The organism is Nonomuraea sp. NPDC050643 (assembly GCF_040654715.1).
In the GTDB taxonomy this organism is placed as follows: Bacteria; Actinomycetota; Actinomycetes; order Streptosporangiales; family Streptosporangiaceae; genus Nonomuraea.
Map to the genome: position 1 here is coordinate 16,824 of NZ_JBFAIM010000062.1, position 22,137 is coordinate 38,960.

At 70.7% G+C, this 22,137-nt stretch carries 20 protein-coding genes; 19 read left to right on the forward strand and 1 reads right to left on the reverse strand.

Annotated elements, in window-relative coordinates:
* The first annotated feature begins 43 nt into the window (after nt 1–43).
* Entirely contained in the window at nt 44–1,780 is a 1,737-nt protein-coding gene (gene aspS / locus AB0I15_RS50680) for an aspartate--tRNA ligase (RefSeq protein ID WP_358113686.1), read from the forward strand.
* A gap of 66 nt (nt 1,781–1,846) precedes the next feature.
* Here the strand turns inward: aspS and AB0I15_RS50685 are convergent, their stop codons facing one another.
* Nucleotides 1,847–2,773 carry a peptidylprolyl isomerase gene (locus AB0I15_RS50685; RefSeq protein WP_358113688.1) on the reverse strand — a complete coding sequence of 309 codons (927 nt, stop codon included), beginning with the start codon at nt 2,771–2,773 and terminating at the stop codon, nt 1,847–1,849.
* Between the two features lie 168 nt (nt 2,774–2,941).
* Here AB0I15_RS50685 and AB0I15_RS50690 point away from each other — a divergent pair, with 168 nt between their 5' ends.
* The 18 genes from AB0I15_RS50690 (at nt 2,942) to AB0I15_RS50775 (ending at nt 22,128) form a co-directional block, all read left to right on the forward strand.
* On the forward strand, nt 2,942–3,421 hold the full coding sequence (locus tag AB0I15_RS50690) for a DUF2231 domain-containing protein (RefSeq protein ID WP_358113690.1): 480 nt from the start codon (nt 2,942–2,944) through the stop codon (nt 3,419–3,421).
* 9 nt (nt 3,422–3,430) lie between these two features.
* Nucleotides 3,431–4,735, forward strand: a complete 1,305-nt coding sequence (locus tag AB0I15_RS50695; protein ID WP_358113800.1) for a replication-associated recombination protein A — start codon at nt 3,431–3,433, stop codon at nt 4,733–4,735.
* Nucleotides 4,732–5,478: a cyclase family protein gene (locus AB0I15_RS50700; RefSeq protein ID WP_358113692.1), complete on the forward strand. Its 747-nt coding sequence runs from the start codon at nt 4,732–4,734 to the stop codon at nt 5,476–5,478. Before AB0I15_RS50695 ends, AB0I15_RS50700 begins: the two co-directional genes overlap by 4 nt.
* A gap of 24 nt (nt 5,479–5,502) precedes the next feature.
* The gene (locus tag AB0I15_RS50705) at nt 5,503–6,378 is read left to right on the forward strand and encodes an oxygenase MpaB family protein (protein WP_358113694.1); all 876 of its coding nucleotides are present in this window, start codon (nt 5,503–5,505) and stop codon (nt 6,376–6,378) included.
* Nucleotides 6,379–6,463: 85 nt separating this feature from the next.
* Nucleotides 6,464–6,850, forward strand: coding sequence for a DUF948 domain-containing protein (locus AB0I15_RS50710; protein ID WP_358113696.1), 387 nt, complete (start codon nt 6,464–6,466; stop codon nt 6,848–6,850).
* On the forward strand, nt 6,847–7,077 hold the full coding sequence (locus tag AB0I15_RS50715; RefSeq protein WP_358113698.1) for a hypothetical protein: 231 nt from the start codon (nt 6,847–6,849) through the stop codon (nt 7,075–7,077). The genes AB0I15_RS50710 and AB0I15_RS50715 overlap by 4 nt, the downstream gene beginning before the upstream one ends.
* Before the next feature lie 21 nt (nt 7,078–7,098).
* Nucleotides 7,099–9,771 (forward strand): alanine--tRNA ligase, encoded by a 2,673-nt coding sequence (gene alaS / locus AB0I15_RS50720; RefSeq protein WP_358113700.1) that lies wholly within the window; start codon nt 7,099–7,101, stop codon nt 9,769–9,771.
* Nucleotide 9,772: 1 nt separating this feature from the next.
* Complete coding sequence (gene ruvX / locus AB0I15_RS50725; protein ID WP_358113702.1) at nt 9,773–10,252, forward strand: Holliday junction resolvase RuvX; 480 nt, start codon at nt 9,773–9,775, stop codon at nt 10,250–10,252.
* 556 nt (nt 10,253–10,808) lie between these two features.
* Nucleotides 10,809–11,990 (forward strand): endolytic transglycosylase MltG, encoded by a 1,182-nt coding sequence (gene mltG / locus AB0I15_RS50730; RefSeq protein WP_358113704.1) that lies wholly within the window; start codon nt 10,809–10,811, stop codon nt 11,988–11,990.
* Between the two features lie 211 nt (nt 11,991–12,201).
* On the forward strand, nt 12,202–13,353 hold the full coding sequence (gene mltG / locus AB0I15_RS50735; protein ID WP_358113706.1) for an endolytic transglycosylase MltG: 1,152 nt from the start codon (nt 12,202–12,204) through the stop codon (nt 13,351–13,353).
* Between the two features lie 220 nt (nt 13,354–13,573).
* Nucleotides 13,574–14,443 (forward strand): shikimate dehydrogenase, encoded by an 870-nt coding sequence (locus AB0I15_RS50740; RefSeq protein ID WP_358113708.1) that lies wholly within the window; start codon nt 13,574–13,576, stop codon nt 14,441–14,443.
* 579 nt (nt 14,444–15,022) lie between these two features.
* Nucleotides 15,023–15,610 (forward strand): translation initiation factor IF-3, encoded by a 588-nt coding sequence (gene infC, locus AB0I15_RS50745; RefSeq protein WP_358113802.1) that lies wholly within the window; start codon nt 15,023–15,025, stop codon nt 15,608–15,610.
* Nucleotides 15,611–15,735: 125 nt separating this feature from the next.
* A complete protein-coding gene (rpmI, locus tag AB0I15_RS50750) occupies nt 15,736–15,930 on the forward strand; it encodes a 50S ribosomal protein L35 (protein ID WP_090761693.1) in 195 nt (64 codons plus the stop codon).
* Between the two features lie 23 nt (nt 15,931–15,953).
* The gene (rplT, locus tag AB0I15_RS50755; protein WP_358113710.1) at nt 15,954–16,337 is read left to right on the forward strand and encodes a 50S ribosomal protein L20; all 384 of its coding nucleotides are present in this window, start codon (nt 15,954–15,956) and stop codon (nt 16,335–16,337) included.
* Between the two features lie 120 nt (nt 16,338–16,457).
* Nucleotides 16,458–17,261 carry an RNA methyltransferase gene (locus AB0I15_RS50760; protein ID WP_358113712.1) on the forward strand — a complete coding sequence of 268 codons (804 nt, stop codon included), beginning with the start codon at nt 16,458–16,460 and terminating at the stop codon, nt 17,259–17,261.
* A 50-nt stretch (nt 17,262–17,311) separates the two neighbouring features.
* Nucleotides 17,312–18,403 carry an ATP-binding protein gene (locus AB0I15_RS50765; protein WP_358113714.1) on the forward strand — a complete coding sequence of 364 codons (1,092 nt, stop codon included), beginning with the start codon at nt 17,312–17,314 and terminating at the stop codon, nt 18,401–18,403.
* Nucleotides 18,404–18,532: 129 nt separating this feature from the next.
* Nucleotides 18,533–19,573 carry a phenylalanine--tRNA ligase subunit alpha gene (pheS, locus tag AB0I15_RS50770; protein ID WP_358113804.1) on the forward strand — a complete coding sequence of 347 codons (1,041 nt, stop codon included), beginning with the start codon at nt 18,533–18,535 and terminating at the stop codon, nt 19,571–19,573.
* Entirely contained in the window at nt 19,573–22,128 is a 2,556-nt protein-coding gene (locus tag AB0I15_RS50775) for a phenylalanine--tRNA ligase subunit beta (protein ID WP_358113716.1), read from the forward strand. Before pheS ends, AB0I15_RS50775 begins: the two co-directional genes overlap by 1 nt.
* The last annotated feature ends 9 nt before the right edge of the window (nt 22,129–22,137 follow it).

Sequence of the window (22,137 nt, forward strand, 5' to 3'; positions counted from 1 at the left end):
GTCCGCTGCCTCCCCTCTCCTATCCGTATGAAGGGAAAGTGCAGTGATCCGCACGCATACCGCCGGGTCGCTCCGCGAGGAGCACGCCGGGCAGCAGGTGACGCTGGCAGGATGGGTGGCGCGCCGCCGTGACCACGGCGGCGTCGTCTTCATCGACCTGCGTGACGCCTCCGGCTCGGCGCAGGTGGTCTTCCGCGAGGAGGACCACGCCCACGACCTGCGCGCCGAATACTGCGTGCAGGTCGTCGGCCAGGTCCGGGTGCGCCCCGAGGGCAACGAGAACCCCGACCTGCCCACCGGCGCGATCGAGGTGGTGGCCGACCGGGTCGAGGTGCTGAGCGAGTCCGCGCCGCTGCCGTTCCCGATCGAGGGCAACGTGGGGGTGTCGGAGGAGGCGCGGCTGAAATACCGCTACCTCGACATCCGCCGCCAGCAGGTGGCCCACGCGATGCGCACCCGCTCCAAGGCCACCTACCTGGCCAACGAGGTGATGCACGAGCTCGGCTTCGTCTACGTCGAGACGCCGACGCTGACCCGCTCCACGCCCGAGGGCGCGCGCGACTTCCTGGTGCCGGTGCGCCTGCAGCCCGGCAACTGGTACGCGCTGCCGCAGTCGCCGCAGCTCTTCAAGCAGCTTCTTCAGGTGGCCGGCCTCGAGCGCTACTACCAGCTCGCCAAGTGCTACCGCGACGAGGACCTGCGGGCCGACCGGCAGCCGGAGTTCACCCAGATCGACGTCGAGATGTCCTTCGTGGACCAGGAGGACGTCATCGCGGTCGGCGAGCAGCTGATCGGCCGGATCTGGAAGGAGATCCTCGGCTACGAGCTGCCGGCGCCGCTGCCGCGCATGACGTACGCCGACGCGATGGCCCGCTACGGCTCCGACAAGCCTGACCTGCGCTTCGGCCAGGAGCTGGTCGAGATGACCGAATACTTCGCCAGCACCTCGTTCCGCGTCTTCCAGGCCGACTACGTGGGCGCCGTGGTCATGCCGGGCGGCGGCGCGCAGACGCGCAAGGAGCTCGACGGCTGGCAGGAGTGGGCCCGCTCGCGCGGCGCCAAGGGCCTGGCCTACGTGCTCGTCCAGGAGGACGGCACGCTCGGCGGCCCGGTCGCCAAGAACCTGTCGGAGGAGGAGTTGTCCGGGCTGGCCGAGAAGGTGGGCGCCAGGCCGGGTGACGCGATCTTCTTCGCCGCCGGTGCCAGGAGCGCCGCCCGCGACCTGCTCGGCGCGGCCCGCCTGGAGATCGGCCGGCGCTGCGACCTCATCGACGAGTCGCAGTGGTCGTTCCTGTGGGTCGTGGACGCGCCCATGTTCGAGGAGGACGGCGAGGGCGGCTGGACGGCCGTGCACCACCCGTTCACGGGGCCGAAGCCGGAGTGGGCCGACAACTTCCAGGACCACCCGGGCGAGGCGCTGGCGTACGCGTACGACATGGTCTGCAACGGCATGGAGATCGGCGGCGGCTCGATCCGTATCCACCGGGCCGAGATGCAGCAGCGCGTCTTCGACGTGCTCGGCATCTCCAAGGAGGAGGCGGAGAGCAAGTTCGGCTTCCTGCTGGAGGCGTTCAAGTACGGCCCGCCCCCGCACGGAGGCATCGCCTACGGCTGGGACCGCATCTGCATGCTGCTGTCCGGCGGCGACTCCATCCGAGACGTGATCGCGTTCCCGAAGACGGCCTCCGGCTTCGACCCGCTCACGGGCGCGCCCACGCCGATCACGTCCGACCAGCGCAAGGAGGCGGGCGTCGACGCCACGCCCAAGCAGCAGCAGTGACCTCCTGAGAGGTGAGAACACGGCAGGCGCCCCGCGTGGCGGGACGCCTGCCGTGTTCCGTGTGCCTCAGGAGAACGTGATCCGCTTGATGATCACGGGGTTCTTCGGGGCAGTCGTGCCGCCGTCGCCCGTGATGTCGGCCTCGTTGACGATGAGGTCCTTGCCGCTGGCGGCCAGGCCGACCAGCATGTCCATGCCCTCGCTGACCATGCCGACGACGTTGTAGCCGTCGCCGATCTGGATGTTCTCGTCCGACAGCGAGATGGCGAACTGGCTGTTGTTCTGGCCCGCCGCGTCACCCGCCTGGGTCAGGAAGACCACGCCCTTGCCGACCGGGATGTCGATGTTCTCGTCGGTGAAGACGTAGCCGGACGTGCCCTGGCCGTCGGTCGGGTTCTTGCCGTCGGCCTTGGCCTGCGGGTCGCCGCACTGCAGCAGGTGCACGCCGGACACGTCGGGCGTGACCAGGCGGTGGCACTTCATGTCGTTGTAGAACTTCTTCTGCGCCAGGAACTGCAGCGAGTTCACCGAGCACGGCGCCGCGTCCGTCATCAGGTCGACCACGACCTTGCCCCGGTTGAGCTCGATCGTCATCTTCTTCAGCTTCATGTTGGGCCGCTTGCCCGGCAGCCCCACGAACTTGTTCGGCACCGACTTCTCGCGCTTGTACGAGCACGTCACCGGCCCGGTCTTGGCCGGCGTCGGCGAGGTCGCGGGCTCGCTGGGGCTGGCGCTCGCGCTGGCCGAGGCACTGGCCGAAGCACTGGCCGAAGCGCTCGCCTGCGCGCTGGCGGAGTCCCCGTCATTGTTGACCAGGGTCGTGGCGGCGAAGACGCCGGCCGCGACCACGACGACGGCCACGCCCGCGCCGATCAAGGTGTTCCGCCGTGCCTTGGCGGTCTGGTCGGCGGCCCGCTTGGCCTGCCGCTCCTTGTGCTCCCGCGCCAGCTCTGCCTGGCGGTCTTCCTCGTTCTGGCGGTCGTCGCCGCTCACCGCTATGTCCTCTCATTTTTGCCCGTGCATGACCAAACAACTCCGCGAATGCTACCGGCCTCCGATATGTGACGGACGTAAGTGGCGAAAGCCGTAGCTGCGACACCTGAGGTCGCGAACCATATGGTGCTGCCATGCGTAGTTGAAACGAGCACTAAGGAGCGACCCATGTTCGACCAGATCCTGGGCCTGCCGGCCCACCCCTTGATCATTCACTTCGCGGTGGTGCTGACCCCGCTGCTCGTCGTCGTCGCGGCGGCCTACGCGCTGGTGCCCCGCTGGCGCCCGTACGTGGCGTGGGCGGCGGTGCTGCTCGCCCTGGCCTCGCCCGGCGCGGTCTTCGCGGCCAAGCAGAGCGGCGAGAGCCTCAAGGCGGCCCGCTTCTCCACGGCGGAGGGCGAGCTGGCCACCCGCATCTCGACCCACCAGGGCTTCGCCAACCCGCTGCTGCTGTCGGTCCTCGGACTGGCCGTGGCGACCCTGCTGCTCGTGTACGTCACCCGCCCGTCCCGCGACTCCGTCGGCCGCGACCGTCTGGGTCGTCCGGTCACGCTGACCCTGTCGGGCCTGACGCTGGCGCTGGCCGCGGTGGCGGGCTACTACGTCTTCCAGGCCGGGGACTCGGGCGCGAGAGCGGTCTGGGCCTAGTAATCTCGCATTGTGGATAGCCTGTTCGATTCGGCGGCTGAGGAGGCCACCCCGCAGCCGCTCGCGGTGCGGATGCGTCCGCGTTCCCTCGACGAGGTGATCGGCCAGCGTCACCTGCTCGGCCCCGGCACCCCGCTGCGGCGCCTGGTCGAGAGCGAGGCTCCCATGTCGCTGTTCCTGTGGGGGCCGCCGGGCACCGGCAAGACCACGCTGGCCTATGTGGTCTCCAACGCCACCAAGCGCCGCTTCGTCGAGATCTCGGCCGTGTCGGCGGGCGTCAAGGACGTCCGGGCCGCCATCGACAACGCCCGCCGCGAGCTGGGCATGACCGGCCGCCAGACCGTGCTGTTCGTCGACGAGGTGCACCGCTTCAACAAGGCCCAGCAGGACGCCCTGCTGCCCGCGGTGGAGAACCGCTGGGTCACCTTCATCGGCGCCACCACGGAAAACCCGTTCTTCTCGGTCATCTCGCCGCTGCTGTCCCGCTCGCTGCTGCTCACGCTGGAGTCGCTGACCGACGACGACGTACGGGCGGTGCTGGAGCGCGCGGTGTCCGACCCGCGCGGCCTGGGCGGGCGGGCCACGCTGGCTCCGGAGGCCCTGGAGCACCTCGTCCGCCTGGCGGGGGGCGACGCGCGCAGGTCGCTGACCTACCTGGAGGCCGCGGCGCTGCTGAGCGACGATCTCACGGTCGAGGTCGTGGAGAAGGCCGTCGACAAGGCCGCCGTGCGTTACGACCGGCAGGGCGACCAGCACTACGACGTGATCAGCGCGTTCATCAAGTCGATGCGCGGCTCCGACGCCGACGCCGCGCTCCACTACCTGGCCCGCATGATCGAGGCGGGGGAGGACCCGCGCTTCATCGCCCGCCGCATCGTCATCTTCGCCTCCGAAGACGTCGGCATGGCCGACCCGACCTGCCTGCAGACCGCGGTGGCCGCCGCGCAGGCGGTGCAGCTCATCGGGCTGCCCGAGGGGCAGATCAACCTGGCCCAGGCGGTCATCCACTGCGCGATGGCGCCCAAGTCCAACGCCGTGGTCAAGGCCATCGGCGCGGCCGTCGGCGACGTCCGCAAGGGGCTGATCGGCCAGGTGCCCGGCCACCTGCGCGACGCCCACTACCAGGGCGCCGCCAAGCTCGGCCACGGCGACGGCTACAAATACCCGCACGACTTCGAGCACGGGCTGGTCCGCCAGGACTACGCGCCCGAGCAGATCCGCGACAAGCGCTACTACGAGCCGACCCGGCACGGCGCGGAGGGCCCGGTGGCCGAGCGGTGGGCCAAGATCCGCAGCTTCCTGCGAGGGACATGACCGACCACCGCGCCTCCTTCGACGCCGCGATCACCTTCGGCAACGGCGGCGACCTCGTCGTGCACGGCTTCCGCGTCGACCTGCCCGGCCCCGACACCGCCGAGAGCGAGATCGCCGCGCTGTTCGTGGCCTCGCTCGGCCTGCTCATGACCGACACCGTGCGGCTCACCGACCTGCGAATCTTCGCCGAGCCGCACAAGGGCACCAGGGGCGGCCCGTCCGACCGCCGCCAGGCCCTCGAAGCCCCCGAGCGGGGCGCGCTGGTCGAGCTCGGCCGCCTGCCGCACGAGGGCGGCACCCACCTCGAGGCGCCCGGTGGCGACCTCGCCGCCGTCCCCCTGGGCGGGGCCGTCGACGTTCCCGCCGTCGTGGTGCGCGTCACGGGGGCCGGCCGGCGCACGATCGACGTGGGCTCGCTGGCCGCCTTCGACGTACGCGGCCACGCCGTCCTCCTGCACACCGGCCTGCGCGCGGGCCACCGCCTCACCCCCGAGGCCGCCGCCTGGTCGCTGGAGCACGGCGCCGCGCTCGTCGCCACCGACGCCGACCGGCTCGAAGACGACGCCCGGGACGTGCTTCTCGGCGGGGGTGCGCCCGTCGTGGAGGGGCTCACCGGGCTGGAGGGCCTTCCGCCCACCGGCATCCTGTTCACGGCCGCGCCGCCACGCCTCCAGGGCGTCGGACGCGCCCCGGTACGCGCCTACGCCCGCGTTCCCAAGATTGTGGAAAGCCGTACTAAATAGCCGTTCAAGGGGAATCACCACCGTGTGACGGCGACTGTTACCCCCGGCGGCGGCCTCTTCGGCCCCCGGTCGATCACCTGGCGGATCCACACCGAGACGCCCGCCCTGCCGGCCTCCCTGCGCGCCTTCCAGCTCCAGGCCCTGCGCCCCCGCACCATCCGCGGCATCGCCCAGAACTGCCTCCTCGACGACCCCGAGGTGGCCCGCGCCCGGCTGCGGCACCAGCTCGACTACGTCACCGTGCGCACCTTCGGCACCCGAGAGCAGGCCGAACGGCTGGGCGAGCGCGTACGCCGCGTCCACGCCCGCCTCATCGGCCTCGACCCCGGCACCGGCACCCTGTTCCGCGTGGACGAGGAGGAGAACCTGCGCTGGGCCCACTGCGCGGAGACCTCCTCCCACCTGGAGATCGCCAAGCGCTCCGGCGTCCGGCTCACCCCCGCCGACTGCGACGCCTACGTGGCCGAGCAGCGGCGCAGCGCCTGGCTCGTGGGCCTGACCGACGCGCCGGGCAGCACAGCGGAGCTCGACGACCACCTCGACGGCATGCGTCCCCTCCTGTCCGCCACCGACGAGGCCCGCGACGCCCTGCGCCGCAGTGTCAGCCCGCCGTTCCCGCTCCGGCCGTCGTTCTGGCGGGCGCTCGTGGCGGACCCGCTCACGGTCGGCTCGCTGCCCGCCGCCGGGGCGCTCGCGTTCGCCACCCTGCCCGCCTGGGCCAGGCGGATGTACGGCCGCGGCGGCGACGGCGCGGCGGAGCACGCCGCGGGCACGGCGCTCAGGGCCCTGCGCTCGGCGGCCATGGCCATGCCGGAACGACTGGTGGCGCCGGAGGTCAGGGCGGCGCGCGGCCTCATGCGAGCGGTCACGGAAGTGCCAGGGGCCGACGTGGCGGCCTGATCACGGTCGCCTTCCGCACTAACGTTGTCACTCGAACGCGATAGGGTCTTGCCGTTCCGGCCCAGCGTACGAGGGAGATGAGCGGATGCTTACCGCTGGAGAGGTCGCCGGGCTGATCGCGGCCACGGGCTGGATGGTCCTGGTCTGCGTTCTCGTCATGGTGCTCGTCAAGCTCGCCCGGCTGCTCACGGAGACCACCAAGGCGGTCTCCGACCTGAACAACCGCCTGATACCGATGCTCGACGACATGAGCGTCACGGTCAACGAGACCAACAGGCAACTGATCGCCGTCGAGGCCATCGCCAAGGACGTCAAGCAGGTCAGCGGCCACGCCGCCAAGCTGAGCGCGGTGACGCAGACCATGTTCACCGGGCCGCTGATCAAGGTGTCCTCGCTCGGCCACGGCGTGCGCCGGGCCATCGAGGCCCGCCGGCCGCCCAGGCGGAAGGCGCAGCAGGGACGGCCGCGATGATCCGACGGCTGTTCTACCTGTCCCTTGGCGCGTTCCTGGCCCTCTGGGTGATGCGCAGGCTGCAGGCGCTCCATCCCGACCACGTCGCCCGCCGGACCGCCAACGGCGCCGCGGGCATGCTCAGGCGGGTGAGAGACTTTACCCACGACGCGCTCGGCGAGGCCGCGGAGCGCGAAACCGAGTTGCGGGCCCGCTTCGGGCTCGACAACCCTGAAGACAACCACTGACTACAGCAAAGGATGGCCACCATGGAGTCGGCAGAGATCGCCCGCCGCTTCCTGCGCTTCTTCGAGGAGCGTGGGCACAAAGTCGTGCCCTCGGCCAGCCTGATCGCTGAGGACCCCACGCTGCTCCTCGTTCCTGCCGGTATGGTGCCGTTCAAGCCGTACTTCCTGGGGCAGCGCAAGCCTCCGGCGTCCCGGCTGGCCACGGCGCAGAAATGTGTGCGCACCCCCGACATCGAAGAGGTCGGCAAGACCACCAGGCATGCCACGTTCTTCCAGATGCTGGGCAACTTCTCCTTCGGCGACTACTTCAAGGCCGAGGTGATCCCGTTCGCGTGGGAGCTGCTGACGCGCTCCGAGTCCGACGGCGGCTTCGGTTTCCCCGAAGACCGGCTCTGGGCGACCGTCTACCACGACGACGACGAGGCGTACGACATCTGGCGCAACCGCGTCGGCGTTCCCGAGGAGCGCATCCAGCGCCGCGGCCTGGAGGACAACTACTGGCACATGGGCGTGGCCGGCCCCGGCGGCCCCTGCTCGGAGATCTACTACGACCGCGGCCGCGAATACGGCAAGGAGGGCGGCCCCGTCGCCGACGAGGACCGCTACCTCGAGGTGTGGAACCTCGTCTTCATGCAATACCAGCTCAGCCAGGTCCGCAGCAAGGTCGACTTCGACGTGGCGGGCGAGCTGCCGGCCAAGAACATCGACACCGGCATGGGCCTCGAGCGCATGGCGACGATCCTGCAGGGCGTCGACAACCTCTACGAGATCGACACCACCTACAAGATCCTCGACAGGGCGGCCGACCTCACCAAGACGCGCTACGGCCGCGACCACCGCTCCGACGTCAGCCTGCGGGTCATCGCCGACCACGTGCGCACCGGCACCATGCTGGTCGCCGACGGCGTCATGCCCGGCAACGAAGGCCGCGGCTACGTCCTGCGCCGCATCCTGCGCCGGTCCATCCGCAACCTGCGGCTGCTCGGCTCCGGCGACGAGCGCTACATGCACGAGCTGACCGACGTCGCGATCAACGTCATGGGCGAGCAGTACCCCGAGCTCAAGAACGACGCGCCGCAGATCCACGCGGTCGTCGACGCCGAGGAGGCGAGCTTCCTCGGCACGCTCCGCACCGGCACCGCGATCTTCGACGTGGCCGTCGAGGAGACCAAGCGCAAGGCCGGCAGCATGCTGCCCGGCGACCAGGCGTTCAAGCTGCACGACACCTACGGCTTCCCCATCGACCTGACGCTGGAGATGGCGGCCGAGCATGGGCTCAAGGTCGACGAAGAGGGCTTCCGCCGGCTCATGAAGGAGCAGCGGCAGATGGCCAAGGCCGACGCCGCCGCGAAGAAGACCGGCAACGCCGACATCTCCGTCTTCGGGCAACTGCTCGAGGCGGCGGGCAAGGTCGAGTTCCTCGGCTACGACCAGACCGAGGCCGACACCAGCGTGGTGGGCATCCTCGTCGACGGCGTGTCCGTCCCGGCGGCGGGCGCGGGCACCACGGTCGAGGTCGTGCTGGCGCGCACCCCGTTCTACGCCGAGGGCGGCGGCCAGCTCGCCGACCAGGGCGTGATCCGCACCAGCGGCGCGGAGGTCGAGATCGTCGACGTGCAGTCGCCGCTGGCGGGGCTCGTCGTGCACCGCGGCAAGATCCGCAGCGGCGAGCTCAAGGCCGGCGACGAGGCGCAGGCCGAAATCGACCTCGAGCGGCGCCGCGCGATCTCGCGCAGCCACAGCGCCACCCACCTGGTCCACCGCGGCTTCAAGAACGCGCTGGGCGAGACGGCGGCCCAGGCCGGCTCGGAGAACTCGCCCGGCCGCTTCCGATTCGACTTCACCGCGGCGGGCGCGGTCCCGCAGAGCGTCCTGCGCGACGTCGAGGACGAAGTCAACGCCGTGCTCATCAACGACCTCAAGGTCAACGCCTTCTACACCTCGCAGGCCGAGGCGAGGGCGATGGGCGCGCTGGCGATGTTCGGCGAGAAATACGGCGACGAGGTCCGCGTCGTCGAGATCGGCGACTACTCGCGCGAGCTGTGCGGCGGCACCCATGTCCACAGCTCCGGCCAGCTCGGCCTGGTCAAGGTGCTGGGCGAGCAGTCGGTCGGCGCGGGCGTGCGCCGCGTCGAGGCGCTCGTCGGCATCGACGCCTTCCGCTTCCTGGCCCGCGAGAGCGTGCTGGTCGCCCAGCTCACCGAGCAGCTCAAGGCGCGCCGGGAGGAGCTGCCCGAGCGCATCGAGGGCATCGTCACCCGGCTGCGCACCGCGGAGAAGGAGCTGGAGAAGGTCCGCTCCGCGCAGGTGCTCCAGGCGGCCGGCGATCTGACGACCCAGGCGCGTGACCTGCAGGGTGTCTCCGTGGTGACACACCGCGCGCCTGATGGAACCGGCGCCGATGACCTGCGTAAGCTCGCGCTTGATGTGCGTGGCAGGTTCCCGGCCGACCGGCCGGCGGTCGTCGTGATCGCCGGTGCCCCCTCCGACCGGCCGGTGGTGGTTGCCGCGGTCAACGAGGCGGGGCGCGAGCGGGGGCTCAAGGCCGGGAAACTGGTCGGCGTCGCCGCCAAGGCTCTTGGGGGTGGCGGTGGCGGCAAGGACGATGTCGCGCAGGGCGGTGGCACACGCGCGGAGGCGATCGGCGACGCGCTGCGCATGGTCGAAGAGGCCATCTCGGGGCAGCTCAGCTGATATGAGATTCGGTTCACGGATCGGCGTCGACGTCGGTTCCGTACGTGTCGGCGTGGCCCGCAGCGACCCATCCGGGATGCTGGCCACGCCGGTAGAGACCGTCAGGCGGGGCAAAGGCGACCTCGACCGCATCGCCGCGATCGTCGCCGAGCACGAGGCGATCGAGGTCGTGGTGGGGTTGCCCACCTCGCTGTCGGGGCGCGAAGGTCAGGCCGCGGGGCTGGCGCGCGAGTTCGCCGCCAAGCTCGCCGCCCGGCTCGCGCCGACGCCCGTGCGGCTGTTCGACGAACGGCTGACCACGGTGGCCGCCCAGCAGGGGCTACGGGCCAGCGGGGTGCGGGCCAAGAAGCAGCGCAGCGTCGTGGATCAGGCGGCGGCGGTCGTGCTGCTGCAGGACGCGCTCGACTCGGAGCGCGCGACGGAAAGACCACCAGGCAGGCCCGTCGAACCGCCCCCAGCGGCCGACGGACCTGCCTCATGAGCGGCCTGCCAACGGACACGACCGCCCTTTGCCCCACGCGGCTCACACGCGGGGCGACGGGCGGAGTGCGCCGTGCCACGACACTCCGGGAGACCGTTCGGGTCAGGACCGCGGGTGTCACGACGGCTCGCGTCAGGCCGGCTCGCGTCGCTCCGGCTCTCGTCACGATCGGGCGTGTTGCAACGGCCTGTGTGATGACGGCTCTCGTCACGACGGTGCGCCACACAGCAGCGCGTTTCACGGCTGCCCGCGTGGCGGTGGCGCGCCTTTCGACCGTGTCCCTTTCGAGCGCGCGTCTCACGGTCGCGCGCCTTTCGACCACGCGCCCCGCGACCACGCGCCCCGCGACCACGCGTCTCACGATCGCTCGGGTTACGGGCTCGGGGGGCGGCGAGGTCGGGGTTGCCGAGGCGCTCGCCGCCCGTGTCACGGGCGCGTGTGGCGGGGCGGGGCACCGGGGTGTCGGCCTGGTGGTCGGCCTGGTGGTCGGCGCGGTTCATGTGCGGCTCGCTCGGGTTCTCCGGGACGGTCGTGTGATCCCGAGCGGGGTGATCGTGTGAACGGCCCGCCCGAGGACGAGGACGACGTCGGTGACGTGATCCCGTTCCGGCCCGGGGACACCACCCCCGAGGACGCCGAGGACGGTGAGCGACGGGAAGGGGAGGCCGTTCCCGAGGCGGAGGTCATCCCGCTGCCCGCGCGGCGGCAGGGGGCCATGCGCAGGGCCGGGCTGCTGTCCGCCGGCCTGGTCGCCGGGGTGCTGGCGCTCGGGGTGGGGGCCATCGCGGTGCTGAAGCCGTACCTCAGTCCTGATGACTTCGAGGGGCCTGGCAACGGGGCGGTGACCGTGCGCATCTCGCCTGGTTCCAGCGCGGAGGCCATCGGGTCGGCGCTGGCCGATGCCGGGGTGGTGGCGAGCGTGCGGTCGTTCGTGAAGGTGGCGGAGGATCGCGCCGTCAGCGACCGGCTGCGGCCGGGGCACTATCGGCTGCGCAAGGGCATGGCCGCGGGCGCGGCGCTCGACCTGCTGCTCGCGCCCGCGTCCAGGGTCGTGCGGCGGGTCACGGTGCCCGAGGGGATGCGTACGTCGGAGGTGCTCAGCCGCGTGGCCAAGCTGGCCGGGCTGCCGCTCAAGGAGTTGCAGGGCGTCGACAAGGACCTCGTCGGCCTGCCCTCGTACGCCAAGGGCCTTGAGGGGTTCCTGTTCCCCGCCACGTACGAGATCGAGCCCGGCGACACGGCCGTGGACGTACTGGCGGCCATGGTCGAGCGCTTCACCACCGCCGCCCGAGACGTCGACCTGGAGGAGCAGGCCGCGCGGGTGCGCCTGAACCCGCTCCAGGCCGTCACGGTGGCCAGCATGATCCAGGCGGAGGGCGGGACCGACGAGGACTACCCGAAGATCTCCAGAGTGATCTACAACCGCCTCGAGAAGGGCACCCCGCTGGAGATCGACAGCACCGTCCTGTACGCCCAGGGCCGCCGCACCCTGAAGGTCACGGAGAGCGACACCAAGGTGGACTCTCCGTTCAACACCTACCGCCATCGGGGGCTGCCGCCCGGCCCCATCGCCAATCCCGGCGAGAAGGCGCTGATGGCGGCGCTGAACCCTGCGGAAGGCGATTGGCACTGGTTTGTAACCACGGATCCGAAGCATAGAATCACCAAATTCACCAATAAAGAGAGCGAGTTCGTGAGATACCGGGAAGAGCTGAACAAGAACCTCGGGGCGAGCTGATGTTCAACGAGACCCCCTCTCTCCCTACGCGAAAGCCCCAAAACGGGGCATGCGCGCTCTTCTCGTCCTTTAGCATGGCTACTCAGAGTGATCTCCGTCGGTCATGGGAACATGTCCGGCGGATCCCCCAGTTTCGCTCGGTGACCCCAGCCGGTTCTGCGGTTCCGCTTGACGTCTGGCGGGCACTACCGGGAGATTGGCCAGCGCACCTATGAACGATCTCGATCTGAACACCTTGCTCGGCGCCGAGGACGACGAAGGCGCCACCCGGCGCGGCGCCCGTGGCGGCAAACGCGGCGGCCGCAGGCGTCGCCGCCGCCGCAACCGGGGCGGATTCATGGCGCCGTTGCTCGCCTTCTTCGTGCTGGCGGGCATCCTCGGCGGCGGCGGATATTACGGCTACCTCTGGCTCAGTGACGCACTCGTGCCCGACGACTACACCGGCCAGGGCACAGGCGAGGTCGTCATCGAGATCAAGGACGGCCAGAGCGCTTCCGACGTCGCGCTGGAGCTGGAGAAGCAGGGGGTCGTGGCCAGCGCCAGGGCCTTCACCAACGCCGTCGCGAACGCGAACAAGAGCGCCTCGCTGCAGCCCGGCGAGTACAAACTGCGCAAGAAGATGTCGGCCGCCAGCGCGGTGGCCATGCTCGTGCCGGAGAACCGCCTGCTCGCCACGGTGACGATCCCGGAGGGCCGGCGCCTGTCCGACACGCTCGCCCTGCTGGCCAAGGCCACCGACAAGCCGGTCAAGGAGTTCACGGCGGCGGCCAAGGACACCGGCGACCTCGACCTGCCGTCGTACGCCAACGGCAAGCTCGAGGGATACGCCTTCCCGGCCACGTACGAGTTCCGCCCGAAGACCACGCCGAAGCAGATGCTGTCGGACATGGTCAAGCGGTTCAACCGCACGGCCGAGACGGTGGACCTGGCGGGCGGGGCCAAGGCGCTCGGCCACACGCCGCACGAGATCATGATCATCGCCAGCATCGTGCAGGCCGAGGCGGGCCGGCAGGTCGACATGCCCAAGATCGCCCGCGTCATCTACAACCGGCTCGAGCGTAAGCCGCAGATGAAGCTCGAGATGGACAGCACGGTCATGTACGCGCTGGGCAAATACCGCACCGCGGCGACCATCGCCGAGACGAAGACGAAGCATCCATACAACACGTACATGTACCTGGGGCTGCCGCCCGGCCCGATCACCAACCCCGGTGACCACGCGATCGAGGCGGCGCTCAACCCGGCCAAGGGCCCCTGGCTCTACTTCGTCGCCACCGACCCCAACAGCGACGTCACCAGCTTCGCCACCACGGAGGCCGAGCGCCAGGCGCTCCTGGCCGAGTACAAGGCGAACGGCGGCTAGGACTCAAGGCGGCTCAAGGCGGACGGCGGTCAAGGCCGCAAGGCTTGTGGCGGCCGGAACCGTCGGGCGGGCGGATCCGTAAGGCGGCAGGGCCATAAGGCGGCAGGGGTGAGGTCTGCGGCGGCTCGCCTGGCACCACGACGACGGCGCGCGACCGGATGGTCGTGCGCCGTCGTCATGTCCGGGCGATAAGGTCTTCCTGTTCGGAGAAGGAGTGTGGATGCGGGCTGCGGTGATGGGGTCGCCCATCGGCCATTCGCTCTCGCCCTACCTGCACAGGGCCGCCTACCAGGCGATGGGGCTCGGTGGGTGGAGCTATGAGGCGTTCGAGTGCGACGAGGCGCGGCTGCCGGGGCTGCTGGCGGAGCTGACGCCCGTGCGCGGCCAGGCCGGCGCCGGTGCGGACGCCGGTTCGGACGCCTGGGCGGGGCTGTCGCTGACCATGCCGCTCAAGCGGGCCGTGCTGCCCCTGCTCGACACCGTCTCCGCGCTGGCCGTGGAGGTGGGCGGGGCCAACACCGTGGTGTTCCGCGACGGGTCGCGCCACGGTGACAACACCGACGTCTACGGCATCGAGCGGGCGCTGGCCGAGGCGGGGGTGCCCGCGCCGCGCTCGGCGACCGTGCTGGGCGGTGGGGCCACGGCGGCCTCCGCGCTGGCGGCGCTGCGCAACCTGGGCCTGTTCTCGGCGACGCTGCTGGTGCGCGACCCCTCGCGGGCGGGCGAGACGGTGGAGGTGGCCGAGCGGCTGGGTGTGGCGCTGGCGGTGGAGACGTTCGACAAGCTCGACGCGCTCACCGGCGTCGACCTGGTGGTCTCCACGCTCCCGAGCGGTGCCGCCGACGTCTTCGCGGACCGGCTGGCGCGGGTGCCGGCGCTCTTCGACGTGGTCTACGCACCCTGGCCGACCCGTGCGGCGGAGGCCGTGCGGGCGGCGGGCGGCACGGTGGTCGGAGGGTTCGCGATGCTGCTGCACCAGGCGGTGCGGCAGGTGGAGCTGATGACGGGCCGCACGGACGTACCGGTGGAGGCCATGCGCGCGGCGGGCACGGCCGAGATCGCCAGGCGATCGGCCGACCGCCCGGGTTGACGATCTCCACGCCGAGCCGCACGGCCTTGACCACGAGCCCGGTCATCGCCTCCCTCGGTCCCGGTCTCGAGCCAGGCCCGGTCGTCGCCCGGCCCCGGCCTTGATCTCTGGCCCGGTCGTTGCCTTGGCCTGGTCTCGACCCCAGGGTTGTCGGCACGGCCCGGTCTCGACCTCACGTGCGGTCGGTGTCTCGGTCGCGGCGCTGACCTCTGGCCGGATCTTCGCTCCAGGGGTTCGGGTTCAAGCTCGATCGTCGCCTCGGGGCCGGTGGAGGTCCGCGCCTCATCTGGGCAGGCGATTTGGCCGGCGGGGATGATTCGAGAGGGCTTCGTGGTTGTGGTAATGTAGCTCTCTGATCGGTCCGGCATGCCTTGCTGGACGCGCAAGCGGAGGTCTCCCTCCCACCCGAGTCACCGCGAGGTGGCCGGGTCCAGGATCACGCCGGACTCTCCGGGGAGCTCGAGGCCACGAAGCCACAGAGCTCAGTGGCCCCGCATGCGCGACGTGCGGGGCTTTTCGCGTCTCAGCGGGAAGTCTTGACACGACGAGCACGTAGGGATCGCAAACCTAGGAGGCCCCATCAGCACTGAGCCCCGCATCAACGAGCGTATCCGAGTTCCCGAGGTTCGCCTCGTGGGCCCGAACGGCGAGCAGGTCGGCATCGTCTCCATTCACGATGCCCTCAAGCTCGCCCAGGAGGCCGACCTTGACCTCGTCGAGGTCGCGGCCACGGCTCGACCGCCCGTGTGCAAGCTCATGGACTACGGCAAGTTCAAGTACGAGTCCGCGATGAAGGCGCGCGAGGCGCGCAAGAATCAGGCGCACACGATCATCAAGGAGATCAAGCTCCGGCCGAAGATCGACCCGCACGACTACGAGACCAAGAAGGGTCACGTGGTGCGGTTCCTCAAGGCGGGGGACAAGGTCAAAGTCACGATCATGTTCCGTGGGCGTGAGCAGTCCCGGCCCGAGCTCGGGTTCCGGCTGCTGCAGCGGCTGGCGGACGACGTCCAGGAGCTGGGGTTCGTGGAGTCCCACGCCAAGCAGGACGGCCGTAACATGATCATGGTGATCGGTCCGCACAAGAAGAAGGCTGAGGCCAAGGCCGAAAAGGCCGCGGCCAAGGCGCAGCGTGGCGGCGAGGAGCCTTCCGTACCGGAAGCGTGACCCGCAGTTGGGGTTAGCCTTACAACCGCGACCCCAGCCAGCCACCGGCAGACGAAGACGCCGCTACCGGGCCGGCCAGCACCGGCCCGGCCTGCGGCACGACCGAAACGAGGAGAGACGGCGACATGCCGAAGATGAAGACGCACAGCGGTGCGAAGAAGCGGTTCCGGGTCACCGGCACCGGCAAGATCAAGCGTCGCCGTGCCAACCGCGCGCACTACAACGAGTGGAAGTCGTCCACGCTGACGCGCCGTCTCAAGAACGAGGTCGTCCTTTCCGACGCCGACTCTAAGAAGATCAAGAAGCTGCTCGCCAAGTAGCGCGAACCCCCGGGGAGAAGAACATGGCACGCGTGAAGCGGGCGCTCAACGCCAAGAAGAAGCGCAAGGTCGTCCTCGAGAGGGCGAGCGGTTACCGTGGCCAGCGGTCACGGCTGTACCGCAAGGCCAAGGAGCAGATGCTCCACTCGATGACGTACGCCTACAGGGACCGCAAGGACCGTAAGGGCGCCTTCCGCCGTCTGTGGATCCAGCGGATCAACGCCGCTGCCCGTCAGAACGGCATGACCTACAACCGCCTGATCCAGGGTCTGCGTCTGGCCAACATCGAAGTCGACCGGAAGATCCTGGCCGACCTCGCGGTCAACGACATCCAGACCTTTGCCACGCTCGTCGAGGCCGCCAAGAAGGCGCTCCCGGCGAACGTGAACGCTCCGGCCGCGAGCTGAGCGATTGCCTTAAGTGAGGGCCCACCGATGACGGTGGGCCCTTTGTTGTCGAAGGACGTGTCTTAGGGCGTCGTCTGAGAGCGCTGTCGAAGAGCGCTGTCGTAGGACCAGGGGGAGAGCATGGCGGGGTCCGAGCTGACCAACGTGAGATCGCCGCGGGTGAAGGCCGCCAGGCGGCTCGCCAAGCGGGCCTTCAGGGAGCAGGACCGCCGGTTCCTGGCCGAAGGGCCCCAGGCGGTACGCGAGGCGCTCAAGCTCGCCGGCGTGACGCTGGAGCTGTTCAGCACGGCCGAGGCCGAGCTGCGCCACCCGGAGCTGATCACCGAGGCCACGCTCCAGGGCGTCCCCGTGCACCGGGCCAGCGGCGAGGTCATGTCGGAGCTGTCCCAGACCGTGACCCCGCAGGGGCTGGTGGCCGTCTGCAGGCTCGTCCACGTGCCGCTGGAGGAGTCGCTGGCCGGGGAGCCGCGCCTGGTGGCGCTGCTCGCGCACGTGCGCGATCCGGGCAACGCCGGCACCGTCATGCGGGCGGCCGACGCCGCCGGGGCGGACTCGGTGATCTTCACCGACGCGTCCGTCGACCCGTACAACGGCAAGTGCGTACGCGCCAGCGTCGGCAGCCTGTTCCATTTGCCCGTCACCATCGGTGCACCGGTGGGCGCCGCCGTGCGTCAACTGAGGGAGCGGGGCCTGCGCGTGCTGGCGGCCGACGGCGCGGGCAAGCACACGCTCGACGACGTCGATCTCTCGGGACCCACCGCGTGGATCTTCGGCAACGAGGCCTGGGGACTGCCGGAGGATGTACTGGCCGAGGCGGACGATGTGGTCAGAGTGCCCATCTACGGACAGGCTGAAAGTCTGAACCTGGCCACCGCCGCGGCGGTATGCCTTTACTCCTCGGCCAGGGCGCAGCGAGTGTCGTAGGTGGCCGGAAACCCGCTATTGTCGGCGTTGTAGGCGGAGGAGGCGAGGTCGTGCACGGCGCAGAAACCGACGGGCGGGTGGTGGCCGCCGCGTGCACGATCGCCATTGACGACCTTCCCGACGGCCTCATCGTGACCGACCGATACGGGTGTGTGGTGGCCGTCAACCGGGCCGCCGCGAGGCTCACCGGCGTCGCCATGGAGCGCGCGATCGGGCGGCACATGAACGACGTCTACCCGTTCCGGGATCATGATGGGCGCGACTGGTGGAAGGCGCTCGACCCCGAGGGCGGGCTGCGTACGCGGAGCAGGGTGCCCGAGCGGCCGCTGCACCTGCCGGGCGGTCAGGAGCTCTACGTCGCGGCCAGGCTCGTGCGTGAGCCGGAGCGCTGCGGCGAGGTCGAGCGCGTCACGATCACCCTGCGCGACGGCGGCGCCCGCGCCCGGCTGGAGCGCAGCCGCGCCGACCTCGTCTCCACCGTGGCCCACGAGCTGCGCTCGCCGCTGACCAGCGTCAAGGGGTTCACGGCCACGCTGCTGGCGAAATGGACCCGCTTCACCGACGAGCAGAAGCGCGTCATGCTCGAGACCGTCAACAACGACGCCGACCGCGTCACCAGGCTCATCACCGAGCTGCTCGACGTCTCGCGGATCGAGTCCGGGCGGCTGGAGGTGCGCCGCCAGGTCGTCGACGTCCCGGCCAGGGCGCGCCGGCTCATCGCGGGCCGGGTCGCGGCCGGCGAGAGCGAGGAGCGCTTCAAGCTGATCGCCGACGACGACCTGCCGGAGATGTGGCTCGACCAGGACAAGGTCGACCAGATTCTAGGTAATCTGGTAGAAAACGCGGTGCGCCACGGGCGTGGCACCGTGACGATCGACATCGAGTCCGTCGAATGGGGAGTTGCCGTGTCGGTGCGCGACGAGGGCGAGGGCATCGAGCCCGAGCTGGCTCCGCGCGTCTTCAGGCAGTTCTGGCGGGGCGGCAACAGCCGCAGGCGCGGCGGCACCGGGCTCGGCCTGTTCATCGTGAAGGGCCTGGTCGAGGCGCACGGCGGGACGATCAGCGTGCAGCGGGCGCCCGAGGGCGGCGCGGAGTTCCGATTTACCGTGCCCACCGGCACCCCCGACTTCGTGACGCCGTAGCGAGCGAGTCGGCCCCGGTGGGCGGGTCCCACTAGACTCTTTCCGCTCAAGCCCTGGATACGGAGCTCACTCTTGTCTGACTACGACCCCGTCGAGGTGACACCGTTGCATGCCGACGAGGTGTCCCGCATGGAGGCCGACGCCATCGAGGCGATCAAGACGGCCGCCGACCTCGACGCACTCAAGCAGGCCAGGCTGGCGCACGCGGGCGACCGCTCGCCCATCGCCCTGGCCAACCGCGAGATCGGCGCCCTGCCGCCGGCCGCCCGCGCCGAGGCCGGCAAGCGCGTCGGCGGCGCCCGCAAGGCGATCGGTGAGGCGCTGGCCGCCCGCCAGGCCGAGCTGGAGGCCGAGCGCGACGCGCGCGTGCTCGTCGAGGAGACCGTCGACGTCACCCTGCCCTGGGACCGGCGGCCGCGCGGCGCCCGCCACCCGCTGACCACGCTGCAGGAGCGCATCGCCGACGCGTTCATCGCCATGGGATACGAGGTGGCCGAGGGGCCCGACCTCGAAGGCGAGTGGTTCAACTTCGACGCGCTCAACATCGCCAAGGACCACCCGGCCCGCTCCGACCACGACACGTTCTTCGTCGGGTCCACCGACTCCGGCATGGTGCTGCGCACGCAGACCTCGCCGGTGCAGGTCCGCGCGCTGCTCCAGCGCGAGCTGCCGGTCTATGTGATCTCGCCGGGCAAGACGTTCCGCACCGACGAGCTCGACGCCACCCACACCCCGGTCTTCCACCAGACCGAGGGGCTGGCCGTGGACGAGGGGCTGACGATGGCCCACCTCAAGGGCACGCTCGACCGGTTCGCGGAGGTGATGTTCGGCAAGGGCATCACGACCCGCTTCCGGCCCAACTATTTCCCGTTCACCGAGCCGTCCGCCGAGATGGACCTCAAGTGCTTCGTCTGCCGCGGCGCCTCGGCGATCCCCGGCAACCCGCCCTGCCGCACCTGCAAGTCCGAGGGCTGGATCGAGTGGGGCGGCTGCGGCATGGTCAACCCGCGCGTGCTCATCGCGTGCGGCGTGGACCCCTCGCGCTACTCCGGCTTCGCGTTCGGCATGGGCATCGAGCGCACGCTGATGTTCCGCCACAACGCCGAGGACATGCGTGACATGGTCGAGGGAGACGTCCGCTTCACCCTCCCGTTCGGAATGGAGATCTGATGAAGGTCCCGCTTTCCTGGCTGCGGGAGTATGTCGATCTCCCGGCGGTCACCGCCCACGAGGTGGCCGACAAGCTGACCGCGGCCGGGCTCAAGCTCGAGTCGATCACCTCCCACGGCTACGACGTCAAGAACGTCGTGGTCGGCGAGGTCCTCGAGATCGAGGAGCTGGCCGGGTTCAAGAAGCCGATCAGGCACTGCAAGGTCGAGGTGGGCGAGGCGATCCCGCGCGAGATCGTCTGCGGCGCCTCCAACTTCGTCGTCGGCGACCGGGTCCCGGTCGTGCTGCCCGGCGGCGTGCTGCCGGGCGGGTTCGAGGTCGGGGCGCGCAAGACGTACGGGCGGATGTCCGAGGGCATGATCTGCTCCGAGCGTGAGCTGGGTCTGGGCGACGACCATGGCGGCATCATGGTGCTGCCGCCCGACACGCCGCTCGGCGCCGACGTGGTCGAGCTGCTCGGGCTGCGTGACGACGTGATCGAGCTGGAGATCACGCCCGACATCGGCTACGCGCTGTCGATCAGGGGCGTGGCGCGGGAGGCGGCGACCGCGTTCGGGGTGCCGTTCCGCGACCCCGCCGACGTCGACCTGCCCGCCGACACCGAGCCGTCCTGGCCGGCCTCGATCGCCGACCCGAGCGCGTGCGACCGGTTCGTGCTGCGCGAGGTGCGCGGCTTCGACCCGTCCGCCGAGAGCCCGCTGTGGATGCGCGTACGCCTGACGCGCGCCGGCATGCGTCCGGTCTCGCTGGCCGTCGACATCACCAACTACCTGATGCTGGAGCTCGGGCAGCCGCTGCACGCGTTCGACCGCGACAAGCTCGACGGCGAGATCGTCGTGCGCCGGGCTCAGCCCGGTGAGCGGCTCGAGACGCTCGACCACGTCGTACGCGAGCTCGACCCCGACGACATCCTCATCACCGACCAGTCGGGGCCGATCTCGATGGCCGGCACGATGGGCGGCCTGGAGACCGAGATCTCCGACGCCTCGACCGACATCGTCATCGAGGCCGCCCACTTCTCCGCCACCGGCATCTCGCGCGAGTCGCGCCGGCACGGGCTGGTGTCGGAGGCGTCCAAGCGGTTCGAGCGGGGCGTGGACCGGGAGCTGCCGCTCGTCGCCTCGTGGCGGGCCGTGCGGCTGCTGGCCGAGCTGGGCGGCGCGAGCGTGCGGCCCGGGGTCACCCACGCCGAGGTCGAGGTGTCGCCCGCGCGCATCGCGATCCCGCCCGACTACCCGAGCCGGGTGGCCGGGGTCCCCTACGCGAAGGAGACCGTGGTCACGCGGCTCGAGCAGGTCGGCTGCGTCGTCGTCGACGGCGACGACCCGGCCGTGCGCGAGGGCGGCGTCGACCCCACCGGCGTGGTGACCGGCGGCGCGCTGGCGGCCAAGCTGGCCGTCACCGGCGACGACATGATCACGGTGACCCCGCCGTCCTGGCGGCCCGACCTCACCGACCCCAACGACCTGGCCGAAGAGGTCATCCGGCTGGAGGGCTACGAGAACCTGCCGTCGGTGCTGCCCTCGGCTCCGGCCGGCGCCGGGCTCACCGAGGGGCAGCGGCTGCGCAGGAGGGCCGGCCGGGCGCTGGCCGAGGGCGGCCACGTCGAGGTGCTCAACTACCCGTTCATCAGCCCCGACGACTTCGACCGGCTGTTGCTGCCCGCCGACGACGCGCGGCGCACGGCCATGCGGCTGGCCAACCCGCTGTCGGAAGACGAGCCGCTGATGCGCACGACGCTGCTGCCGGGGCTGCTCAAGGCCCTGGTCCGCAACGTCGGCCGCGGGTTCTCCGACGTGGCGCTGTTCGAGACGGGGCCGGTCTACCGGCCGCGCGCGGGCGCTCCCGAGGTGGCTCCGGTGCTCGGGGTCGAGCGCCGGCCGACCGCCGAGGAACTGGCCTCGATCGAGGCGGCGCTGCCCGACCAGCCGCTGCGGGTGGCCGTGGTGCTGAGCGGGGAGTTCGAGCGCTCCGGCTGGTGGGGCGACGGGCGCGCGGCCTCCTGGGCCGATGCGGTGCAGGCCGCCCGGCTGGTGGCGGCCGAGGCGCGGATCGAGCTGTCCATCAGCGCCGACCAGCACGAGCCCTGGCATCCCGGCCGGTGTGCCGCCCTCTACGTGGGTGACACGCTGGTGGGGCACGCGGGCGAGCTGCATCCGCGGGTCATCGAGGCCTACGGGCTGCCGGCCCGCACGTCGGCGATGGAGCTGGAGCTGTCCCGGCTCGAGGCGGCCATGTCCGGGCCGGTGCAGGCGCCTTCGGTGTCGGCCTATCCCGTCGCCACGCAGGACGTCGCGCTCATCGTGCCGGACTTCACGCCGGTGGCCGATGTCGAGGCCGCTCTGCGCGATGGGGCCGGGGAGTTGCTGGAGTCGATCCGGCTGTTCGACGTCTATGCCGGGGAGCAGGTGGGCGAGGGGAACAAGTCGCTGGCCTACTCGATGCGGTTCCGGGCGCCTGACCGTACGTTGACGGTGGAGGAGACGACGGCGGCCCGGGACGCGGCGGTGGCGATGGCGGCCGACCGCGTGGGGGCCCAACTGCGGAGCACGTGAGCTTGGTCA